This window comes from Reyranella sp. (genome assembly GCF_004297405.1).
In the GTDB taxonomy this organism is placed as follows: domain Bacteria; phylum Pseudomonadota; class Alphaproteobacteria; order Reyranellales; family Reyranellaceae; genus Reyranella.
Genome location: NZ_SCVC01000042.1, coordinates 209679 through 226520, shown reverse-complemented (window position 1 = coordinate 226520; position 16842 = coordinate 209679). Strand labels below are relative to the sequence as shown.

At 63.7% G+C, this 16842-nt stretch carries 12 protein-coding genes; 6 read left to right on the top strand and 6 right to left on the bottom strand.

Features of this window, described 5'->3' with window-relative positions; genetic code table 11:
- Positions 1-59: 59 nt before the first annotated feature.
- Positions 60-4274: a translocation/assembly module TamB domain-containing protein gene (locus tag EPO50_RS27245; protein ID WP_296349471.1), complete on the bottom strand. Its 4215-nt coding sequence runs from the start codon at positions 4272-4274 to the stop codon at positions 60-62.
- Entirely contained in the window at positions 4274-6133 is a 1860-nt protein-coding gene (locus EPO50_RS27240) for an autotransporter assembly complex family protein (RefSeq protein ID WP_296349469.1), read from the bottom strand. Before EPO50_RS27240 ends, EPO50_RS27245 begins: the two co-directional genes overlap by 1 nt.
- 147 nt (positions 6134-6280) lie before the next feature.
- On the opposite strand from EPO50_RS27240, the gene EPO50_RS27235 reads away from it, so the two are divergent.
- Complete coding sequence (locus EPO50_RS27235) at positions 6281-7414, top strand: hypothetical protein (RefSeq protein ID WP_296349467.1); 1134 nt, start codon at positions 6281-6283, stop codon at positions 7412-7414.
- Here the strand turns inward: EPO50_RS27235 and EPO50_RS27230 are convergent.
- Positions 7411-9690: a protein kinase gene (locus EPO50_RS27230; protein WP_296349465.1), complete on the bottom strand. Its 2280-nt coding sequence runs from the start codon at positions 9688-9690 to the stop codon at positions 7411-7413. The two genes, EPO50_RS27235 and EPO50_RS27230, sit on opposite strands and share 4 nt — an antisense overlap.
- Before the next feature lie 130 nt (positions 9691-9820).
- Between EPO50_RS27230 and EPO50_RS27225 the strand changes: the two genes are divergently transcribed.
- On the top strand, positions 9821-10291 hold the full coding sequence (locus EPO50_RS27225) for an SRPBCC family protein (protein WP_296349463.1): 471 nt from the start codon (positions 9821-9823) through the stop codon (positions 10289-10291).
- A 21-nt stretch (positions 10292-10312) separates the two neighbouring features.
- Here EPO50_RS27225 and EPO50_RS27220 read toward each other — a convergent pair whose 3' ends face one another.
- Positions 10313-11074, bottom strand: a complete 762-nt coding sequence (locus EPO50_RS27220; protein WP_296349461.1) for a DUF4239 domain-containing protein — start codon at positions 11072-11074, stop codon at positions 10313-10315.
- A 176-nt stretch (positions 11075-11250) separates the two neighbouring features.
- On the opposite strand from EPO50_RS27220, the gene EPO50_RS27215 reads away from it, so the two are divergent.
- Entirely contained in the window at positions 11251-12123 is an 873-nt protein-coding gene (locus EPO50_RS27215) for an FkbM family methyltransferase (protein WP_296349459.1), read from the top strand.
- Here EPO50_RS27215 and EPO50_RS27210 read toward each other — a convergent pair.
- Both EPO50_RS27210 and EPO50_RS27205 read right to left on the bottom strand, forming a co-directional pair.
- The gene (locus tag EPO50_RS27210; protein WP_296349456.1) at positions 12120-12623 is read right to left on the bottom strand and encodes a hypothetical protein; all 504 of its coding nucleotides are present in this window, start codon (positions 12621-12623) and stop codon (positions 12120-12122) included. The genes EPO50_RS27215 and EPO50_RS27210 overlap by 4 nt on opposite strands.
- Positions 12620-14722, bottom strand: coding sequence for an ATP-binding protein (locus EPO50_RS27205; RefSeq protein WP_296349454.1), 2103 nt, complete (start codon positions 14720-14722; stop codon positions 12620-12622). Before EPO50_RS27205 ends, EPO50_RS27210 begins: the two co-directional genes overlap by 4 nt.
- 304 nt (positions 14723-15026) lie before the next feature.
- On the opposite strand from EPO50_RS27205, the gene EPO50_RS27200 reads away from it, so the two are divergent.
- From EPO50_RS27200 to EPO50_RS27190, 3 genes are all read left to right on the top strand, one after another.
- On the top strand, positions 15027-15782 hold the full coding sequence (locus EPO50_RS27200; RefSeq protein ID WP_296349452.1) for a response regulator: 756 nt from the start codon (positions 15027-15029) through the stop codon (positions 15780-15782).
- A 65-nt stretch (positions 15783-15847) separates the two neighbouring features.
- Positions 15848-16330 (top strand): response regulator, encoded by a 483-nt coding sequence (locus tag EPO50_RS27195; protein WP_296349449.1) that lies wholly within the window; start codon positions 15848-15850, stop codon positions 16328-16330.
- 109 nt (positions 16331-16439) lie between these two features.
- Positions 16440-16811, top strand: a complete 372-nt coding sequence (locus EPO50_RS27190; RefSeq protein WP_296349446.1) for a response regulator — start codon at positions 16440-16442, stop codon at positions 16809-16811.
- The last annotated feature ends 31 nt before the right edge of the window (positions 16812-16842 follow it).

The window sequence follows — 16842 nt, the reverse complement described above, 5'->3', positions numbered from 1 at the left end:
AAGATCGTTAGGACCCGCTCGGCCGTGCCGAAGCGGGTCTTTCACCTTTGGCCTCTGTCCTAGTAGTCCCACTCCATCTTGGCGCCGACGCGCCCCGTGGAGTCCGCACCGATATCGCCTTCGAGCTTCACGTTATCCAGTACGTCGATCTGCACGACGCCGCGACTGGAATTGCCAGAAGCACCTTGCTTGGCACCGACATACACTCCAGGCGCTACGTAGCGGCCGGCTTCGATCGACACCGGTGAGCCCCCCGAACCACCCGCGCCTCCAGACGAGCCGACGCTCAGCCGATCGAGGCCGAGCCCCTGACGCAAGCGACCCATGAAACTGCTGCCGGGTGACTGGCCGGTGAGTTCGGCCACTGCCGCCGCCACTTGCACCAACTCGAAAGCGCTGAGGCTCGACGCCGACTTGCCAAAGATCAGCAACGCCATGGCCTCGTCGGCAGGCAGCGACGGCGAGGAACTGATGGCAATGGCAGGGGCTCGCGACGTGCCGGAAACCGTAATGGTAATCGTCGTCTGCTGCACGCTGGTCGAGGCGACGAAGTCGAGCGCCGGGTCGATCGTATTGAGATTGTCCAGCGTGACGACGCCCCGGGTGAAATTGAGCCGGCGACCGCCCAGCGTGAATTCACCACGTCGCATCGTCAGCCCGCCGATGGCTTCCGGTGCCGATGGTGTGCCGCTAACCTGGAACTGGCCCGACATCTCTGCATCGAGGCCACGGCCGCGCACGAAGATTGCCTGCGGCGCGTTGATGGTCAGTGCGAGACGGATCGGCACGGCACCCTGCTTCGGCTCCGCTTTCTTCGGCTTATTGAGATCGACAGGTGGCGGCGGTGCGGCGCCGGGGCGGTTGATCTCGCGCACCTGTAACGTCGGGAAGTCGATCGATTGCGCGGCGCCGACGGCGATCTCCGCACGATCGATGGTGATCGGACCGGCAACATCAATGCCGCTCGTCGTCGAGCCGGTGATCTTGAGATTGCTAGATACCGTCGCCACGAGGTCGGGCCGGCTCACCAGCAAGGCGCGCTGGCTGCCGACCGTAAGATCGAGGGTAGGCCCTTGCTCTGGATCGAGCCGCACCGTGCCGCTTGCCGAGACGCTGCCGCTGCGCCCAGTCTGGAAAGTGAACCGTTGAATCTGCAGGACGTCGCCCTGCAGACCCAGCCGGCCTTCGCCACCGCTCAGGCGCAGACCGGCCTCGGGCAGCGCCAGTGCGCCATTCGAAAAATCGACTGTCCCGCTGCCCGTAACGCGCGAACCCGCAATGTCGAACGACAGGTTCGGACGCACCGTGCCGGTGACGCCGCGAACATCGTTGCCCAGCAATGGCGCAAAGGGAGCGATATCGACCGATCCCCCCACTGTCGCCGTTGCCGCGAGAGGTGCACGTCCTTGCGGCAGAGTCGCCTGGCCTTTCAGTGTCAGGTTGGTTGCGCCGCCCGCGGTGATCCTGGCGTCGAGAGCGGCCTGCTGACCGACCAGCGATGCCGTGCCCTGCAGCGCCAATGGTGGCACCAAGGCCGTATCCGGCATCCGCAGCCGCACACCTGCGGCATTGTAGGTGGCCTCGATGCGCGGTGCTGCCATCGGACCCTGCACCCGCACACGGCTGTTCAGCGTGCCCTCGAGATTGGTACCGGGCGCGAAGGCCTCGATCAGTGAGAGTGGCAGCGCCGCCAGTTCGAGCTGCAGATCGCTGGCCACCGGATCGAGCGTACCGCCGGCGGTCAACCGGCCGCCCCCCAGCCGCAGGTTGGTCGGATCAATCCTGATCTGCTCTCCGGCGATACGGATCTTGGTCGGTGCCGCCAGCGCCAGTGGGACACGGTCGTATCGACCATCGAAGCGCTGAAGCGCGACCAGGATCTCCTTCTCGGCCATCTCCAGTCGGGCAGCGAGATTGGCGGCAGTGCTGCCTGTTGCCTGCACTGTCATATCGAGACCCTGTCGATCGCCTTTGGCCGTCGCCGTCAGGCCGTTGACGCCCGATGCGCCAGCCAACCGGCTCGCCGTCAGCTTGAGATCGGTACGGGCGTTGCCCATCGGATCATCGATCGTGCCGGCCAAGTCGAGCGCGCCGACGGCAAGGCCACTGCTCCTGATGTCTGCGCCCCGCACGTGAACGTCGAGCCGGCCTGCTGGCGATGCGGGATCGGCCGTCACTTCGGCGTTGAGCGATCCCGCAAGCTCAGTGCCTATCAAGGGAGACAGATCCTGCAGGCGCGCCATGCTGAGCTTCGCATGGCCCGTCGTACGGGCCTGCGTGACGGCCAGATTGGCAACATCGAGGATAGCGCTCGCCCAACGTCCCTGGAACGACGGCACGACGATGCCACCCGTTGAATCGCGCTCGAAGCGGCCGTTTAGGGTAAGTGCCTGACTAGCGACTTCACCATTGGCTTCGACCGCTCCACGAGCTGCCCCTGTCGCGTCGAGTGATGCCGTCGTCGAGAGATCGAGTTTCTGGGCCTTGAGCTGCTGATAAGCGAGATCGCGAAGAGCCGCGGTCAGCTTGAGGTCGGTACCATCGCCCCGCAGGGTGATCGTTGCCTTGGCCGAGGCAACGCCCGCGACATCGGCCCGAAGCGCCGCAAGCTTCGGCAGGTCCAGCGACAGGTCGAGCGTTCCTGTCGATCCGTGGCCGTTGCCGTCGATGGTGAATGCACCGCCTTCAGTCGCGATCCGCACCCCGCGCAAAGACCAGGTCTCGTCGCGCTTCAGGCCGGCAGTGCCGCCGAGCGACACCGGCGAAGCGACAAGATCGTGCGGAAGGTCCGGCACTCCCAAATCGCGCAGCGCGCCTTGCCACGTAAGGGTGAGATCGCCTTTGTCGCTCGTCGCGGTCAGGTCGAGATCGGCCCGGCCCGCCAGATCGCGCCCCGCCAATGCCGAGAACGGCGTCAAGCTCGGCAGGGTCAGCGTAACCTTGCCCTCTCCACGTTCCGTAGTGATGACGTAGGTGCCCGTGCCTTTCAGTGACGCAGGCGACGAGGCGATGTCCAACAGTTCGATCGTCAACGTCTTGTCGCGCACCCCGACGCGCGCATCGAGCGCCACCTTTCCCAGCGCCGGAAAGCGGGCATCGATCGCGGTCACGGATATGTCTTCCGCGCCACCGGTGAGCAGAAGCATTCCCTGCGGCCGCGTCGCGAGCGCGCTGACATCAGCCTTGGCTTCCAACTTCAGGCCGCGCCAGGTTGCACCCGCCAGCAACGGGCCGAAGGGTCCCGGTTCTGCGGACTCCACGGTCACGGTGCCCTGCAGGCGATCGGCGGCACGCTCGTATTGGCCCGACGCTGTCACGCCGACCGGCCCCAAGGTCAATCGCGCCTCGCGAAGCGTGACGAGCTTGTCGTCGAGCGCAGCCGTCGCCGTCAGCGCCAGGGGCCCGCGGATCGCATCCGTCACCGGTCCCTTGGGCAAGCCGGGTCCGGCGGCATCGAGGCGCACGACGATCTCTGTCGTGGCATCACGAGGTTGCCAGCTTGCCTTGCCCGTCGCGGTCGCGGCATCGGCTGCCGACAAAGTCAGATCGGCACTGCCTGCATGGGCGTCGCCGCGAATGGCCAGGCGGGTCGCGAAGCCCTCGATGTCAGGCCGCTCGAGCAGGGCCGCGACGACACCACCCTTCCCTTCATCGAAAGTCACCTCGCCGTCGACGGCCTGCGTGTTGGCGTCAAAGCGGATATCCGCCCCGAGACGCCCGACCGGGCCATCGAGGCGGTTTCCCTCGAGCTTGAGCCGACCGTCGGCAAGACTTGCCGGCAGCACCGCGTTACCGGTGATCTTCCAGCGTGAATCGACTTGTGCGAGCGCCGCACCGACATGCAGCTCCTCGATCGAGAGCGCCTGCAGATCGACGCCGACGGGCAATTGCAGAGAGCCACCGCTTTTCGTGCTACCTGCCTCGGCCTTTGCCGGTTCCGGTGGTCGGGCGACATCGATGCGCCGCGCGGAAACGATGTCGATGTGCACACGCCCGCTCAACAATGACCAGAATGACCAGCGGACCTGTGCGTCGTCGATCGTGAGCCAGGGGCCCTGACGGTCGGCGAGTTCCACGCGCTCGATCTTCAGATCCGTCGGGATGAAACCACTCAATCCCTGGATGCTGAGTTTACTTTCCGGCGTCGAGGCCAAGTCGGACACGATGGACGCCAGGGCACGCTGCACGGGCGAGGTCTGCAAAGACGCGAACGCGACGACCAGCACCGCGGAAACGCCGCCCAGTGTCCAGGTAAGGAGCCGTACGACCCGCATCAGAAAGCCTGTCCCAGGCTGACATAGACACCGAACGGTGGATCGCCCTCGCGCCGATTGAGCGGAATGCCGACATCGAACCGGATCGGACCGAAGTCGGTATAATAGCGGATGCCAGCGCCCGCGCCGACTCGTGGGGCGAACAATGAGAAGTTGGGCAGATAGTCGGGATAGGCGCTGCCGGCGTCGACGAAAGCCACCGCGCCGAACGACTGCCCAATCCGCTGGCGCAACTCGACGCTTGCCTCGATGACGCTGGCGCCGCCGAGCGGATTGTTGAAGGCATCGCGCGGCCCCGCACTCTGGTAGACGAAGCCGCGGACCGAGCCGCCGCCGCCGGCGTAGAAAAGCTTGTCCGGCGGGATGCTGTTGATGTTGGTGGCAGGCTCGGTGCCGAAGGACGCGCGCGTCGCCAGAACGGTACGTCCCGGTTCGGCGAGATCGAAGTAGCTGCGGCCTGTCAGACGCATGATCGTGAAGAAATTGCCCGCCGGGCCGATGTCGAGCCAGGGCGTCACATCGAACTGCAGCCGATAGCCCTTGGTCGGGTCGACGTCGCTGTTCGCCCTGTTGTAGAGCACCGTCATCGGGACACCGAGGAGGTTGTAATCCTGGGTAATGCCGTTGCGGGTGATCTGCGCGAACTCGGCGGCGAGCCCGAAACGCACCTGGAGATGCGGGGAGACGGTACGATCGAAACCAGCCTGAAACGTGATGGCGTTGCGGGTGTAGGCGTCCAGCACCTCGCGCAACGCTGCCGCTTCGAGCCGCGCATCCTGGCCGGGCAGCCACCAGTCAGGCTTGCGGAAGGCCGCCCGGAAGGCGAAGCCCGTATCGAGGAGCGCGTTTTGCCCGATGCGATTGATCTCTGCCGAAAGACGCAGGCTTTCGGCCTGGCCGAACAGATTGCGATGGACCCAGAAGCCGTCGACGGCGAAGCCGAGCTGGGTTTCGTAGCTCATGCCGAACCCGATAGAGCGCTGTGGCCGGTCGGTCAGCTCGACATCGATCGGCAGCTCGCCATTGGCATCGAGGCCGGTCGCGGGCCGGATGCGTACCGCATTGAAGACGCCGAGCGACGTGAGCTTGCCACGCAGCGCATCGACTTTGCCAGGTTCGTAGGGTTCACCCTCCTTGAAGGGCACACGGCGCTGCAGCCAGACCGTGTCGATCTTCTCGGTGCCGGAGAAACGTACGGGCCCCATGCGCGCCGTCGGCCCACTTTCGACGATGAAAGTGACGTCGGCCTCGCGTGTCGCATGATCGACGACGACCTCGCGGTCCTTGACCGTCGCCAGCGCGTAGCCGTGCTGGCGCAGTTCGGTGAGCAGCTTGTCCTGGGCACCGATGATCGCTCCAGCATCGGCCGGATCGCCGGGCGCAAGGTCGAGCTTGCTGCGATCGATATCGGGCAGGGAGACCATGGCGCCGGGCGGGCGGATCACTAACTGGCCGATGCGGTAACGCGGGCCCGTCTTGATATCGAAGGAAAATGAGATCGCATCGGTATCAGGCCGTGCTTCGATCGCGTCGAGAGCTGCCGCGTCAGCGATAGGATGGCCGTCCACGGTGCCAGTCGCCTCGGCATCGTAGAAGCCGCGGGAACGCAACGCTGCATTTACTCTCGACAGGGCTGCCTGGGCACCTTGCAGCAACGAAAGGCTATCCCCCGTCAGCGGCTGGTTCTTCTCGATCCCTTCGACGAGGCTCTTGATATCGGCCTGCATGCCCTCGTCGCCGGACATGGTGAGCTCGATCTTCGCTGTCCGAGCCTGCGCGATGCCGCAAAACGATGCCCAAAGCATCATCACGACCGCCATCATGCCCAACAAGCGGACAAACACATTCTTGCCCAGCACGGCACGGTGTGGGGGGCAAACCGTTACCACCCCTGCACAACGCCCCAGCAGACGTTTGGATGCAAGACCTTACTGTGAGAAGACATCAGCATTGCGCGCATGGGATGGTCACATCACTAGGCGATAATGAAATTGGGAGAAGCTTCAATGACCAGAATGACGCGCTCGCTTTCGGTGAGCCTGCTTGCCTTCGCCGTCGCGACCGCGCTGACGACCGACGGTCGAGCTCAAGTTGCAGACAGAACTCAAGAACCCTGGCGACAATACGAAGGGCTTACCGCTCTGGAGATTCCGTTCGCCAACGGGCCGATCTCGATGGAGCACGTGCCACAAGTCTGGTTGAAGCTCAACGGTGCCGCTCCGCGATGGTTCGGTATGGACACCGGCTCGACCGGTATCGTCACTTCGGCTGAGCATTTCAGACCAGGGCCGGGTGACGTGGCGCAGGGGCCGGGGCGGCTGGTTTACAACAGCAGCGGTCGTATTCTGAATGGCGAACACTACCTCACCGACGTAGTGATCCAGCGTGACGCTCACACCCCGCTGGCGACGGCACGGGTGCAAGTGCTGCGCGTCACCCATATCACGTGTCTGGAACACGCCCGCGATTGTCGGCCCGAGGAAAATCCGCGCAATGTCGGCTTCATGGGCGTGGGCTTCGATCGCGACTCCGCGCAAGGCACCGCCGTTTCGGCGCCCAAGAATCCGTTCGTCAGCCTGACATCGCTGGCATCGGGCCAACCGGTGAGCCGCGTACGGCCGGGCTATGTAATCACCCGCAACGCCGTGCATCTCGGCATGACGCCCGACCTCACCCGCCACATGGCCTTCGTGAAGCTCACGCCCAAAACCCATCCTCCCGGCGTGCCGGACTGGAACGGCGCGCCGATGACAATCGCGGTCGATGGGCGGCCGGGCCGCGGCACCATGCTGATGGATACCGGCATCGACTACATGTTCCTCTCGCCGCCGGACGGCACCGGCCTGCGGCGCGGACACGTGGCACCGGAGGGCACACGCATCGAGATCTACCTGCCAGATCGGCGGCAGCCGCAGCCCGCACACTACAACCTGACCGTCGGCCGCCGCGGCAACCCGCTCCACCCCGCCAAGGTCGAGGTGGTCAAGGATGCGGGCATCTTCGTGAACACGGGCCGGATGTTCCTGCAGGGCTTCGACTATCTCTACGATGCCGCCGGCGGCTATGTCGGATACGGCTGGAATGGTCGCGTCAGTCACGAATACGGCGGCGTCACGCCGGGCGTCTCAGCGGTGCGTTAGCGCACCTTGGAAAGCTCGAGCATGCACTGATCATCTGGCGGTCCCGCCAAGGTCTTGAAGTCGGAGCGGGCGATTGTCGTCGCCGAAATCCGCTCGCCCGAAATCGTGCCGAAGAAAGTGCCGCTGAAGCTTCGGATCGGATCGGGGACCGTCCATTTGACGCTGGCGGAGTAACGACCGCCGCTGATCGTCATGGAGAAAGCCATGTTGTCTCGCGGGCCGGCAGCCGTCTGGCCACCCGCCGAGGAAAGATCGAGAGGCAGGCCGTGGCCCGGCCATGTCCCGCATTTGATGCGACCAATCCACCGCGCGGTGTCGACAGGTGGTGGCGTGACTACCGCCGGAGACGTCGGTTTCACAGCAGTCGGAACTGCCGGGGGCTCTCCCAAGAGCGCGAGACTCGCCCCACCACTGATACCGACACCAGCCAGTTGGATTTGCAGACGGCCGCTACCGACCTTGCCCTTCACCGTCAGCGGCAGGCGCTGGCAAGCTGCATCAAAGGTCGTCGCCTCGCCGGAGATGTCTCCAGCCAGCGAAACGCGGACCGAGATCGGGCTGGTGCCGCAAACGGGATTGTTCAGGCTGCCACTACCGGAATCGCCCACAATTCGTAGTGACACGCTCCGGAGGGCCTGGTCTCCCGGGCGTGCCCCCATCTGGTCGTAAGTACCGCCATAAGTTCCATCGTATGCAGCAGGAGCAACACCAGCGACGCGGGTCGGCGCCACTGCCGTGCGCAATGCCTCCGCGTCAGCGCGTTGACGTTCGGCCTGCGCTTTGGCCAGCGCCTCGTCGGCCCGACGCTTGGTCTCAGCTTCCGCAGCTGCCTTCCCGCGCGCATCGAGTTCCGCCTGCTTCAGGGCGGCAATCTCGGCTTCCGCCCGGCGCTGCGCCGTCTCCGCTTCTACGCGCCGTGCCGTGGCATCGGCGTCGCTCCGCACCTGCTGCCGGTTCGTCTCGATCTCACCACGCAGCCGGACCAGCTCCTGCTCGGCTTTCTGAAGTTGCTGCTGTGCCCTTTCGAGATCGGCATCGGCCTGTCGCTTGGCTGCGGTATCGACGTCGGCCTTACGCCGGGCCTCTTCCTCGAGCCGCCGTTTCTCGGCCGCCGCAGCATCGGCGGCGCGGCGTTCAATCAGAAGACGTTCGAGATCTTCGGTCTTCAAGTTCTGGAGCGACACGCGCTGCGGTGAAGGCTCGGACATCAGCGCAACATAGGCGCCACCGCCTCCGAGCAGCAGCACTGCCACGGCAGCTCCGGCATAGAAACCGGAGCGACCTCTTGTGGGGGCCGATACCACCGCCGGCGTCGGCGTCGGCGCGGGCGTCGAAGGTGAAGTCCGCGGTCGCGAGATGACGGTCGCATCAGGATCGAGCCTGGAGAAGATCGTCCGCCATGCAGCGATCGACTGTGGGCGATCGGGCGCGCGCACGGCAAGCCCGGCATCGAGGCCGGCAAGAAGACCTGGCGCAAACCCGGAACCGGCCAATCGCGCGATCGGCTCATACCGATCGTCCAGCACGCGATCGATGGCGCTAGGTGGCGCCTTTCCCGTGATCGCATGATAGAGCGTTGCAGCCAGTCCGTAGATGTCCGTCCACGGTCCTTGGTCTGCCGTGCTCATCTGCTCCGCAGCGGCATAACCTGGTGTGAAGATCGCCGTCATCGTCGCCACATGACCGGTCATCGCGGCGCGCGCGGCCCCGAAGTCGATCAGCGTCGGGTTGCCCTGTTCATCGAGCATGATGTTGGACGGCTTGATATCGCGATGCAGGAAGCCCGCATTGTGAACCTGTTCGAGGCCATCGAGCACCGTCCACAGGATCCGGCCCACGGCCGACGGTTCCAGCCGTCCGACCGCCTTCAAGCGTCGGTCGAGGGTATCGCCATGGATCAGTTCCATGACGATATAAGCGGTATCGTTCAGCTCGAGAAAGTCGAAGACCCGAACGATCCCGGGCGCGCGATGGAGTGTCGCCAAGGTGCGGCCTTCGGCAACGAAGCGTTCACGCCCTCGGGTGAAATCATCGACGACCCTGGTCGAGCGGGGCGATACAGTCGATCCATGCTGGCGAACGGCCAACGAGGTCGGCAGATACTCCTTGAGGGCAACTTCACGGCCGAGCTGGGCATCACGTGCACGGTAGGTAATGCCAAAGGCGCCTTGCCCCAGCACGGCAAGCACTTCGTATCGTCCGATCTTCGTGCCCGTCGGCAGGGCCACGAAATCGACGTCCAGGGCGTCGTTCCTGTCGGACCTGGCTTCGACCATGTGCCCAATGCACCCCCAGTCCAGAGGCTAGGTTGCAGGCTGCCTGCGCGTAAAGAAAAAAGCTATGGCGCGTGTCGGATACCTGCCCCGTCGTTCGTCCTTGGGACAGAACCTCAACAGGAGCCCCGCAATGACTGCCTCTTTTCCCGCCGATCGCGAACTGGTCCTCACCCGCCTGATCGATGCATCGCGCGAGAAGCTCTACCGGGCCTGGACCGACCCGGCCTTGCTGAAGCAGTGGTTCGCGCCCCTGCCCTACACCACACCGGTCGCCGAACTCGACGTGCGGACGGGCGGCGCCAACTTCATCGTGATGCGCGGCCCTGATGGGCAGGATATGCCCAACCGCGGCGTCTACCTCGAAGTTGTGCCGAACGAACGCATCGTCGTCACAGACGCCTTCTCGACGGCCTGGGAGCCTTCGGAGAAGCCTTTCATGACGTTGATCCTCACCTTCGAGGATGAAGGCGGCAAGACACGATACACGGCTCGTGTGCGCCACTGGACGGTCGAGGACCGTGAGGCGCACGAGAAGATGGGCTTCCATCAAGGCTGGGGCATCTGCGCCGATCAGCTCACCGCTCTCGTCGCAAAACTGTAGGACTTCGGGCGCAGTCGCTCGCTACTGGGCGAGCGGCTGCAACGCCGTGCGCAAGGCGCCATCCGATATCTGCATGAAGCCGCTGAACGGTTGCCCCATCTCGAGGATAAGAAACAAAGCAGCCGATGCAGACAGTGCGATCACGATCAACGCGACCGCAGAGGTAGGATTGACCGGCGTGAACAGGCAAAAGCTCACGAAGAGGGCCGTTAGCCAGAAAACGAGGACGGCGAGAAACGGCGCCGGCATGGTCGATTTCGATCGCTCGTAGAGCATCAGACGCGCATGCGAAATCTCGATAGCTGTCTGCAACGCCTGGCCTTGAACGGCGCGCTGGAGGCTGGAGTCGGTAGGAAGCGTGTGGATCGACGAGTAGATATGCGCTCCAACGGATGTCGGGCCAATTGTACCAGCCCCGGCCGCACTCTCCTGAGCCGCCCCCCAGATCTGGTCGATCATCGTGCCGACGGCTTGCCGCAGTTCGAGCCGTATCGGCTTGGTCTCCGGCCCATACTGCGCGAGAAGGCGATCGAGCAGGATGATGTCGGCGGCAATCTTGCGGACCTCGGTACGCTGGGCTTCGTATGTGCTGTTGGCCGAGTTTATGAGCAGGCCCAAGACCAGCGCGGATATCGTCGCGACCAAGCCTGCGCCTAGGCGTACGACATCCTTCGTATTCTGGTCGAGATGATGGTCAGGCAGGGTACGGCGCAAAACGACGCCGCTCAGTGCACCCACGAGCATGAGGGCGAACGCAGCGAAGGACGTCTCGGTCGGGTTCACGAAGCGGCTCCACAAAGTCGCCGCCAGTTTGAGGCCCGACGCGCGTCCTGCCTATACAGGCCGCGCCGGGGCGTGAGAACGGAAAAGTAGGCCCAGTTCGCCCCTTTCAGGCGACGCCAGCGGGCCGGTTTGGAACCGCACTCGGCTCTCGCTGCATCGCGCTGTAGGATGGGAGCATGATCCGCCTGTTGCACCGAGCTATTGTGGGAACCATCCAGCGCCTGCCGCTCGATGCGGCTCGGTTTGCCTTCCGGGGCTACAACAAGGTATTGCGCGTCTTGGGGCCTGAGCATGTCGCCACGACCTTCTTCGGCGCTCGGCTCCACTGCAATCCCAACGATTTGATCCAGCGCATGATCCTGCATTTCGGCGTCTGGGAACCGGACGTCTCGCGGGTCATCGAACAGAACCTCAAGAGCGGCGACGTCTTCGTCGATATCGGCGCTAACATTGGCTACGACACCCTGCTCGCCTCCGCGCGCGTCGGTCGCGCGGGCCAGGTCGTGGCGATCGAAGCCTCGCCCCGGACCTTCGAACTGTTGCAGCGCAATCTCGCGCTCAACGCCGCCTCGGTGAACGTGCGTGCGGTCAACGCCGCCGTCTCCGACAAGCCGGGTATTCTCGCGCTCTACGAGATCAACGAGGGCAATATTGGAGCCGCCACCACGCTTGCCTCACGCGGCGGCACATTGACGGCCTCCGTCGAAGCATTACCGCTGGATCAGATACTGACTGCCGATGAAATCCAGCGCCTTCGTCTCATCAAGATGGATGTCGAAGGCGCAGAACCGCCGATCCTGAGGCACATCCTCGACCAGCTCTCGATGTATCCACCGACCATGGACATTGTCGTCGAGGCCAGCCCCCAGGACGACTTCCCCGCATGGTGCGATGTCTTCGACCAGCTGCGCGCCGCCGGCTTCTCGGCCTGGGCGATCGACAACGATTACGAACTCGACTGGTACCTGCGTTGGCGTCATCCCACGGCCTTGCACCGGGTCGAGACCATGCCGGCGCACCAACAAGACCTTCTCTTCACCCGTCGTTAAGTCGCGGCGCCCTGTCCAGTCGATCCTTGAAGGGCGTGGACAATGGTCATCATCAGACCAGCACAACCTCTCTCGATCAGGTCGAGCGCCCGCTCGTAGTCTGCTGCACTGCCACCATAGGGATCCACAATGTCGATGGCGCCCGCTTCGCGGACATGCCGCATGAGAAGTTGCGGTCGGTCGACGCACCCGGCTGGCGCCATCCAGCGCATGGCAGCAAGGTTAGTGCGATCCATGGCGATCGAGTGATCGTAGCGCGCCAGATCGTCCGGCAGCAGCGGCCGTACCGCCGCCAAGCCAAATGCATAACCGCGCCGTTCGGTAACCTCGCGCGCCAGCAGCGAAGGTGGGTCATCTGCATGGCCATCGAACGTACCGGCAGCGGCGATGTCGAACATATGCTCGATCCGGCCACGTCGCGCGAAGGTACGAAATACGCCCGCCGCCATCGGCGCTCGACAGATTCCGCCGGTGGACACGAACAGAACGCCAATGGTCATGCCTGAGAACCGCTGGAGAAGTTACCGGGCAGGTCGATCTGGAAAGTGGCGCCAGCCCCGCCTGCTTCTAAAGTCAGGCTACCTCCGGAATCGCGAAGAATACCGTAAGCGACAGCAAGGCCAAGCCCCGTGCCCTGCCCTTCCGGCTTTGTCGTAAAGAACGGCTCGAAGATGCGCTCGCGAATGGCTTCCGGAACACCGGGGCCATTATCCGAGATTCGCACGCGCAGGCGCCCGTCGGCACCACGTTCAGCCAGGACGTCGACCGCCTTGTCCTTGCGCGATGTTTCGCTGAGGGCGTCGCGCGCATTGCCAAGAACGGCGACCAGCACCTGCTCGATCAACGGCTGGTGGCCGACCATCATGAGCGGTTCGCCACCGAGCGTTTCGTTGAAGACAATGCCGGCGGCTTGAAAAGGCTGCGCCACCAGGGCGATCGCACCGCGGCAGGCATCGCGCAGGTCGAAGGATTGTGGGCCCTCACGAGTCGAGCGGCTGAAGATGCGCATGCGCGAGATCGTGGCGGCGGCGCGATCGACCTGGGCCACGATCCGATTGAGCTTGGCGACGGCAAAGTCACGGAACTCATGATCCGACATTGCCGGTATCGGTTGCGCGGGATCCTCGTCACCAGCGACTACAGGCTGCGGCTCGGATTGGATTTCAGCCAGGGCGTTTTGCGCCGCCATGCGGATGACGTTCAGCGGCTGGCTGAGTTCATGGGCAATGCCGGTCGTGATCTCACCCAGGGTCACCAGCTTGCCCGACAGGGCGATCGCGCGCTCGGCTTGATGGCGCAATGTTTCGTCATGTCCAACCAGAATGACACTTTCGCCGCTATCCGGCAGGGATTGCCGTGACAGGGAAAAGCGTAGCCGCCGGGTCTGATCGCCCGGCTGCATCAGCCTGAGATCGATCTCGGCTGTGGGCGCCTCACCGTTGATGAACATGAGGAGCGGCTCGACGCCTTCGAGGGCAGGATTGTAGAGGGCTTCCGTTACGGCGCCGTCGTCCCCGCTACCGAGCAACCGTCGGAAAAGTGAATTGGCATGAACGACCTTGCCGCGTCGATCGACGACAGCGGTCATCGCGGACGGCGTGTCGACGATGGCGGCCAGCACCTGCCGCTCGGATGCCTCGCGCGCAGCCGCCCCTGTGCGCTCTATCAGGTGCGCCATACGCAGCCCGGCAAAAGCCGTAAGCCCGGTCAACAGAATACCAATGGCGACGATCAGCAAGTTGCGATCACGCCATGGTGTCAGGAACGCGCTTTCACCGACTACGACGGTTACATAGGCCGGCAAGCCTTCGAGCCTGGTGGCGACGACAATGCTTGAGAGGCTACCGCCGGAGAAGGCAGGAAACGATCCGTGAGCAAGAACGGCCTGTCCCGAATCGCCTCCCTCGATCAATTGCTGGGGTAACGTCTTGCCAAAGCGCTCACCAAGCTTTTGGTCGGGCAGACTGGTGGCCAGCAAGGTGCCATCGTTGCGAAAGAGCGCCAGCGCGCTGTCGGGACCAAGAGCGATCCGTTTGTAGAAGGTTGCGAAGAAGTCGGCCTCGAGGCCCACGCCCACGACGCCAAGCAGTTCTCCGCTCCGCGACTCAATCTTGCGCGCGATATAGAAGCGAGGGCGGCCAGTTACCAGACCGGTCGCCGTCGCACTGAGCGCCATGGCCCCAGGTTCGATGGCGATCCTGAACGATTCACGGTTGGCGACATTGATTGGTGATGGCGGCCAAGCTCGCGTCGAATTCACGATATCGCCGTTGGCTGCGACGATCAGCGCGATACCGATCTGTGGCTGGCCGATGATGCGGTCGCGCATTGCGTCGAAAAAGCGCCGCTCGCCCATGACCTGTCGAAACTGCTGCTCGGTTTCGATACGTTCGTCGGCGATCCAATCGACCATGCTCTTTACGACCAGATCTGCCGCACCCTGTGTCTGGGCTGCATGTGCTGCAACCGTGAGTGCGATGTTCTCGGCCGATGTCTTCCAGCTTTCGACCGCACGCTCGTAGTTGTCCTCGGTAATCAGGAATACTACGGTCCAGATCATCAGGATGTGCACCACGCAGGCGAATGCAGTGCGCTGCACGCTCGTCCAGCCGTTCAGCAGACTCAAAGCGCTGCTACCCGCCGGCCGCTCTCCAGCCTTTTTGGTTCGTCCCAACGACACCGCCATCCCCAACGTATGCCACTATCGGACGCCGGCACCCACAAAAACCCCAGCGGCGACGCGCTCAACCCTTGCGGAGTATACCTCGAAGCGGGCAATTTTGGAGGCATTGCGTATCCTCGATCGCCTCCACTCTGGAGGCGAACGCCTGAACTCAAGGAGAACCTTGCCGTTTATGACAAGCTCCAATCGTCCGGCTCGCCCACTTCACGACGTCGATGCGATGGTGGTCGACGACGATTCGGCCGCTGTCGAGGAGCTGGTCGAGTGCCTCGCCAAGGCCGGCCTTTCTTGCCTATCCGCAAACGATGGCTGGCAGGCCCTGAAGATTCTGAGCGACGGGAATCGCGCGAAGGTTGTAGTCTCGGATTTGCGTATGCCAGCCCTGACAGGCCTCGAGTTCGCCGAACATCTCCGCCGGTTGGCGGATGGTAGTCGGCCCGAAGTGATCTTCGTGAGCGGCCATGCTGGTTTCGACGATGCCGTCGAGGCGATTCGGCTCGGCGCTCGGGACCTGCTCACCAAGCCGGTCGACGGTCCGCGACTGGTCCGGGCCGTAAAGTCTGCCCTGCTCGCACGGCAGTCCCGTGAACGGACGGCGACAACGCCGGCTGAAGCGTTCGCCAACGGACCGTTCGACCGTAAACGCGCCGCCCTCAAAGACATGCAGTCGATGCGCAAGATGCGCAGTCAGTACTTCCCCACTGAGCTCTTCTCCGATCCATGTTGGGAAATGCTGCTCGACCTCTACGATGCCCGGTTGGCCGGCGCGGAGGTCACCGTGACAAGTCTGGGCGCTGCGTCCGGCGTGCCACTGACGACGGCGCTTCGCCGTATGGAGCAGTTGCTGGCGCACGGCCTTATCGAACGCGCCGGCGACATTGGCGACAAGCGGCGCACTATCGTCCGGCTGAGTCTGGACGGGCTCGATGCCGTCGAGCGGTTCTTCGATACCTACGTGAGCCGCAGAGCGGGCTAAGACGATTCCTCCGATCCGGAGGCGATCCGTCGTGAAAAGTACACCGAACCGCCCTATCCTAGGGCATGTCTCAAGATGACCCGGGCACAGCGTCGTTCCTAACCGATGTCCTCATCATCGAAGACGATCCCACACAAGCCGAGGAACTGGCTTGCTACCTGCGACGGGCCGGCCTCAGGGTCGATGCCACGGTCAGTGGCTCACTTGCGATCCATACGGTTGCCCGGCTGCGGCCCAAGGTAGCTCTGATCGACTACAATCTGCCCGATCTCGACGGCGTGACAGTCGCCGAACGGATCAAGCGGCTGAGCCCAGGTACGGCGATGATCGTGATGTCGGGCCGCATCGATGGGCTCTCGGACCACACATTGGCCAACACCGGCATTTTTACATTCATGAACAAGCCTGTGGCGCTGGGCCCGCTGCGCAGCGCTGTACTGACGTTGATCCGCACGACGACCCGAACCGGCCTGCCGCCGCCGCTGCCGAAGAAACGGCTGCTTCCCTTGCCCTTCGGCTCTTTCAGCCTCTCCCGAAGCAGCGCCTAGGTATTCACGTTTGAACGTGGGCAATTCTTGACTTGCTCCGGCGAGCAGAGCTTCACTCCATCTTCGTTAGCAGAAGTGTGGCGTCGTTCGGCGCCCTCCCGGAGTGGCTGTGCGGATACTTCTTGTCGAGGATGACGAGGATCTCCGGACGGAAATTCGCGAGTATCTGCAACGCCGCGGCCATGAGGTCACGGCCTGCGGCTCACTCGACGATGCGCGGACGGCTGTCCAACGCCTCGCTGCCGGCAATTCGTCTGCCGAGGCAATTGTTTGCGATGTGAATCTGCCAGACGGCAACGGCATCGACTTCTATGCGGGGGCTGCAGCGAAGCTCCCCGCTTGCCATTGGGTCCTGATGTCGGGTGCGCACGATGCGGCGCGGATCGACGGGCTGAAGGCCAGAGGTGGGATGCCTCGCTGCACCATCATCGAAAAGCCGATGTCGCTGCGAACCCTGAACGGCGCCCTCAATCGGATGTGATTGACTGGAAATCTGCATTGCCGTTCTAATA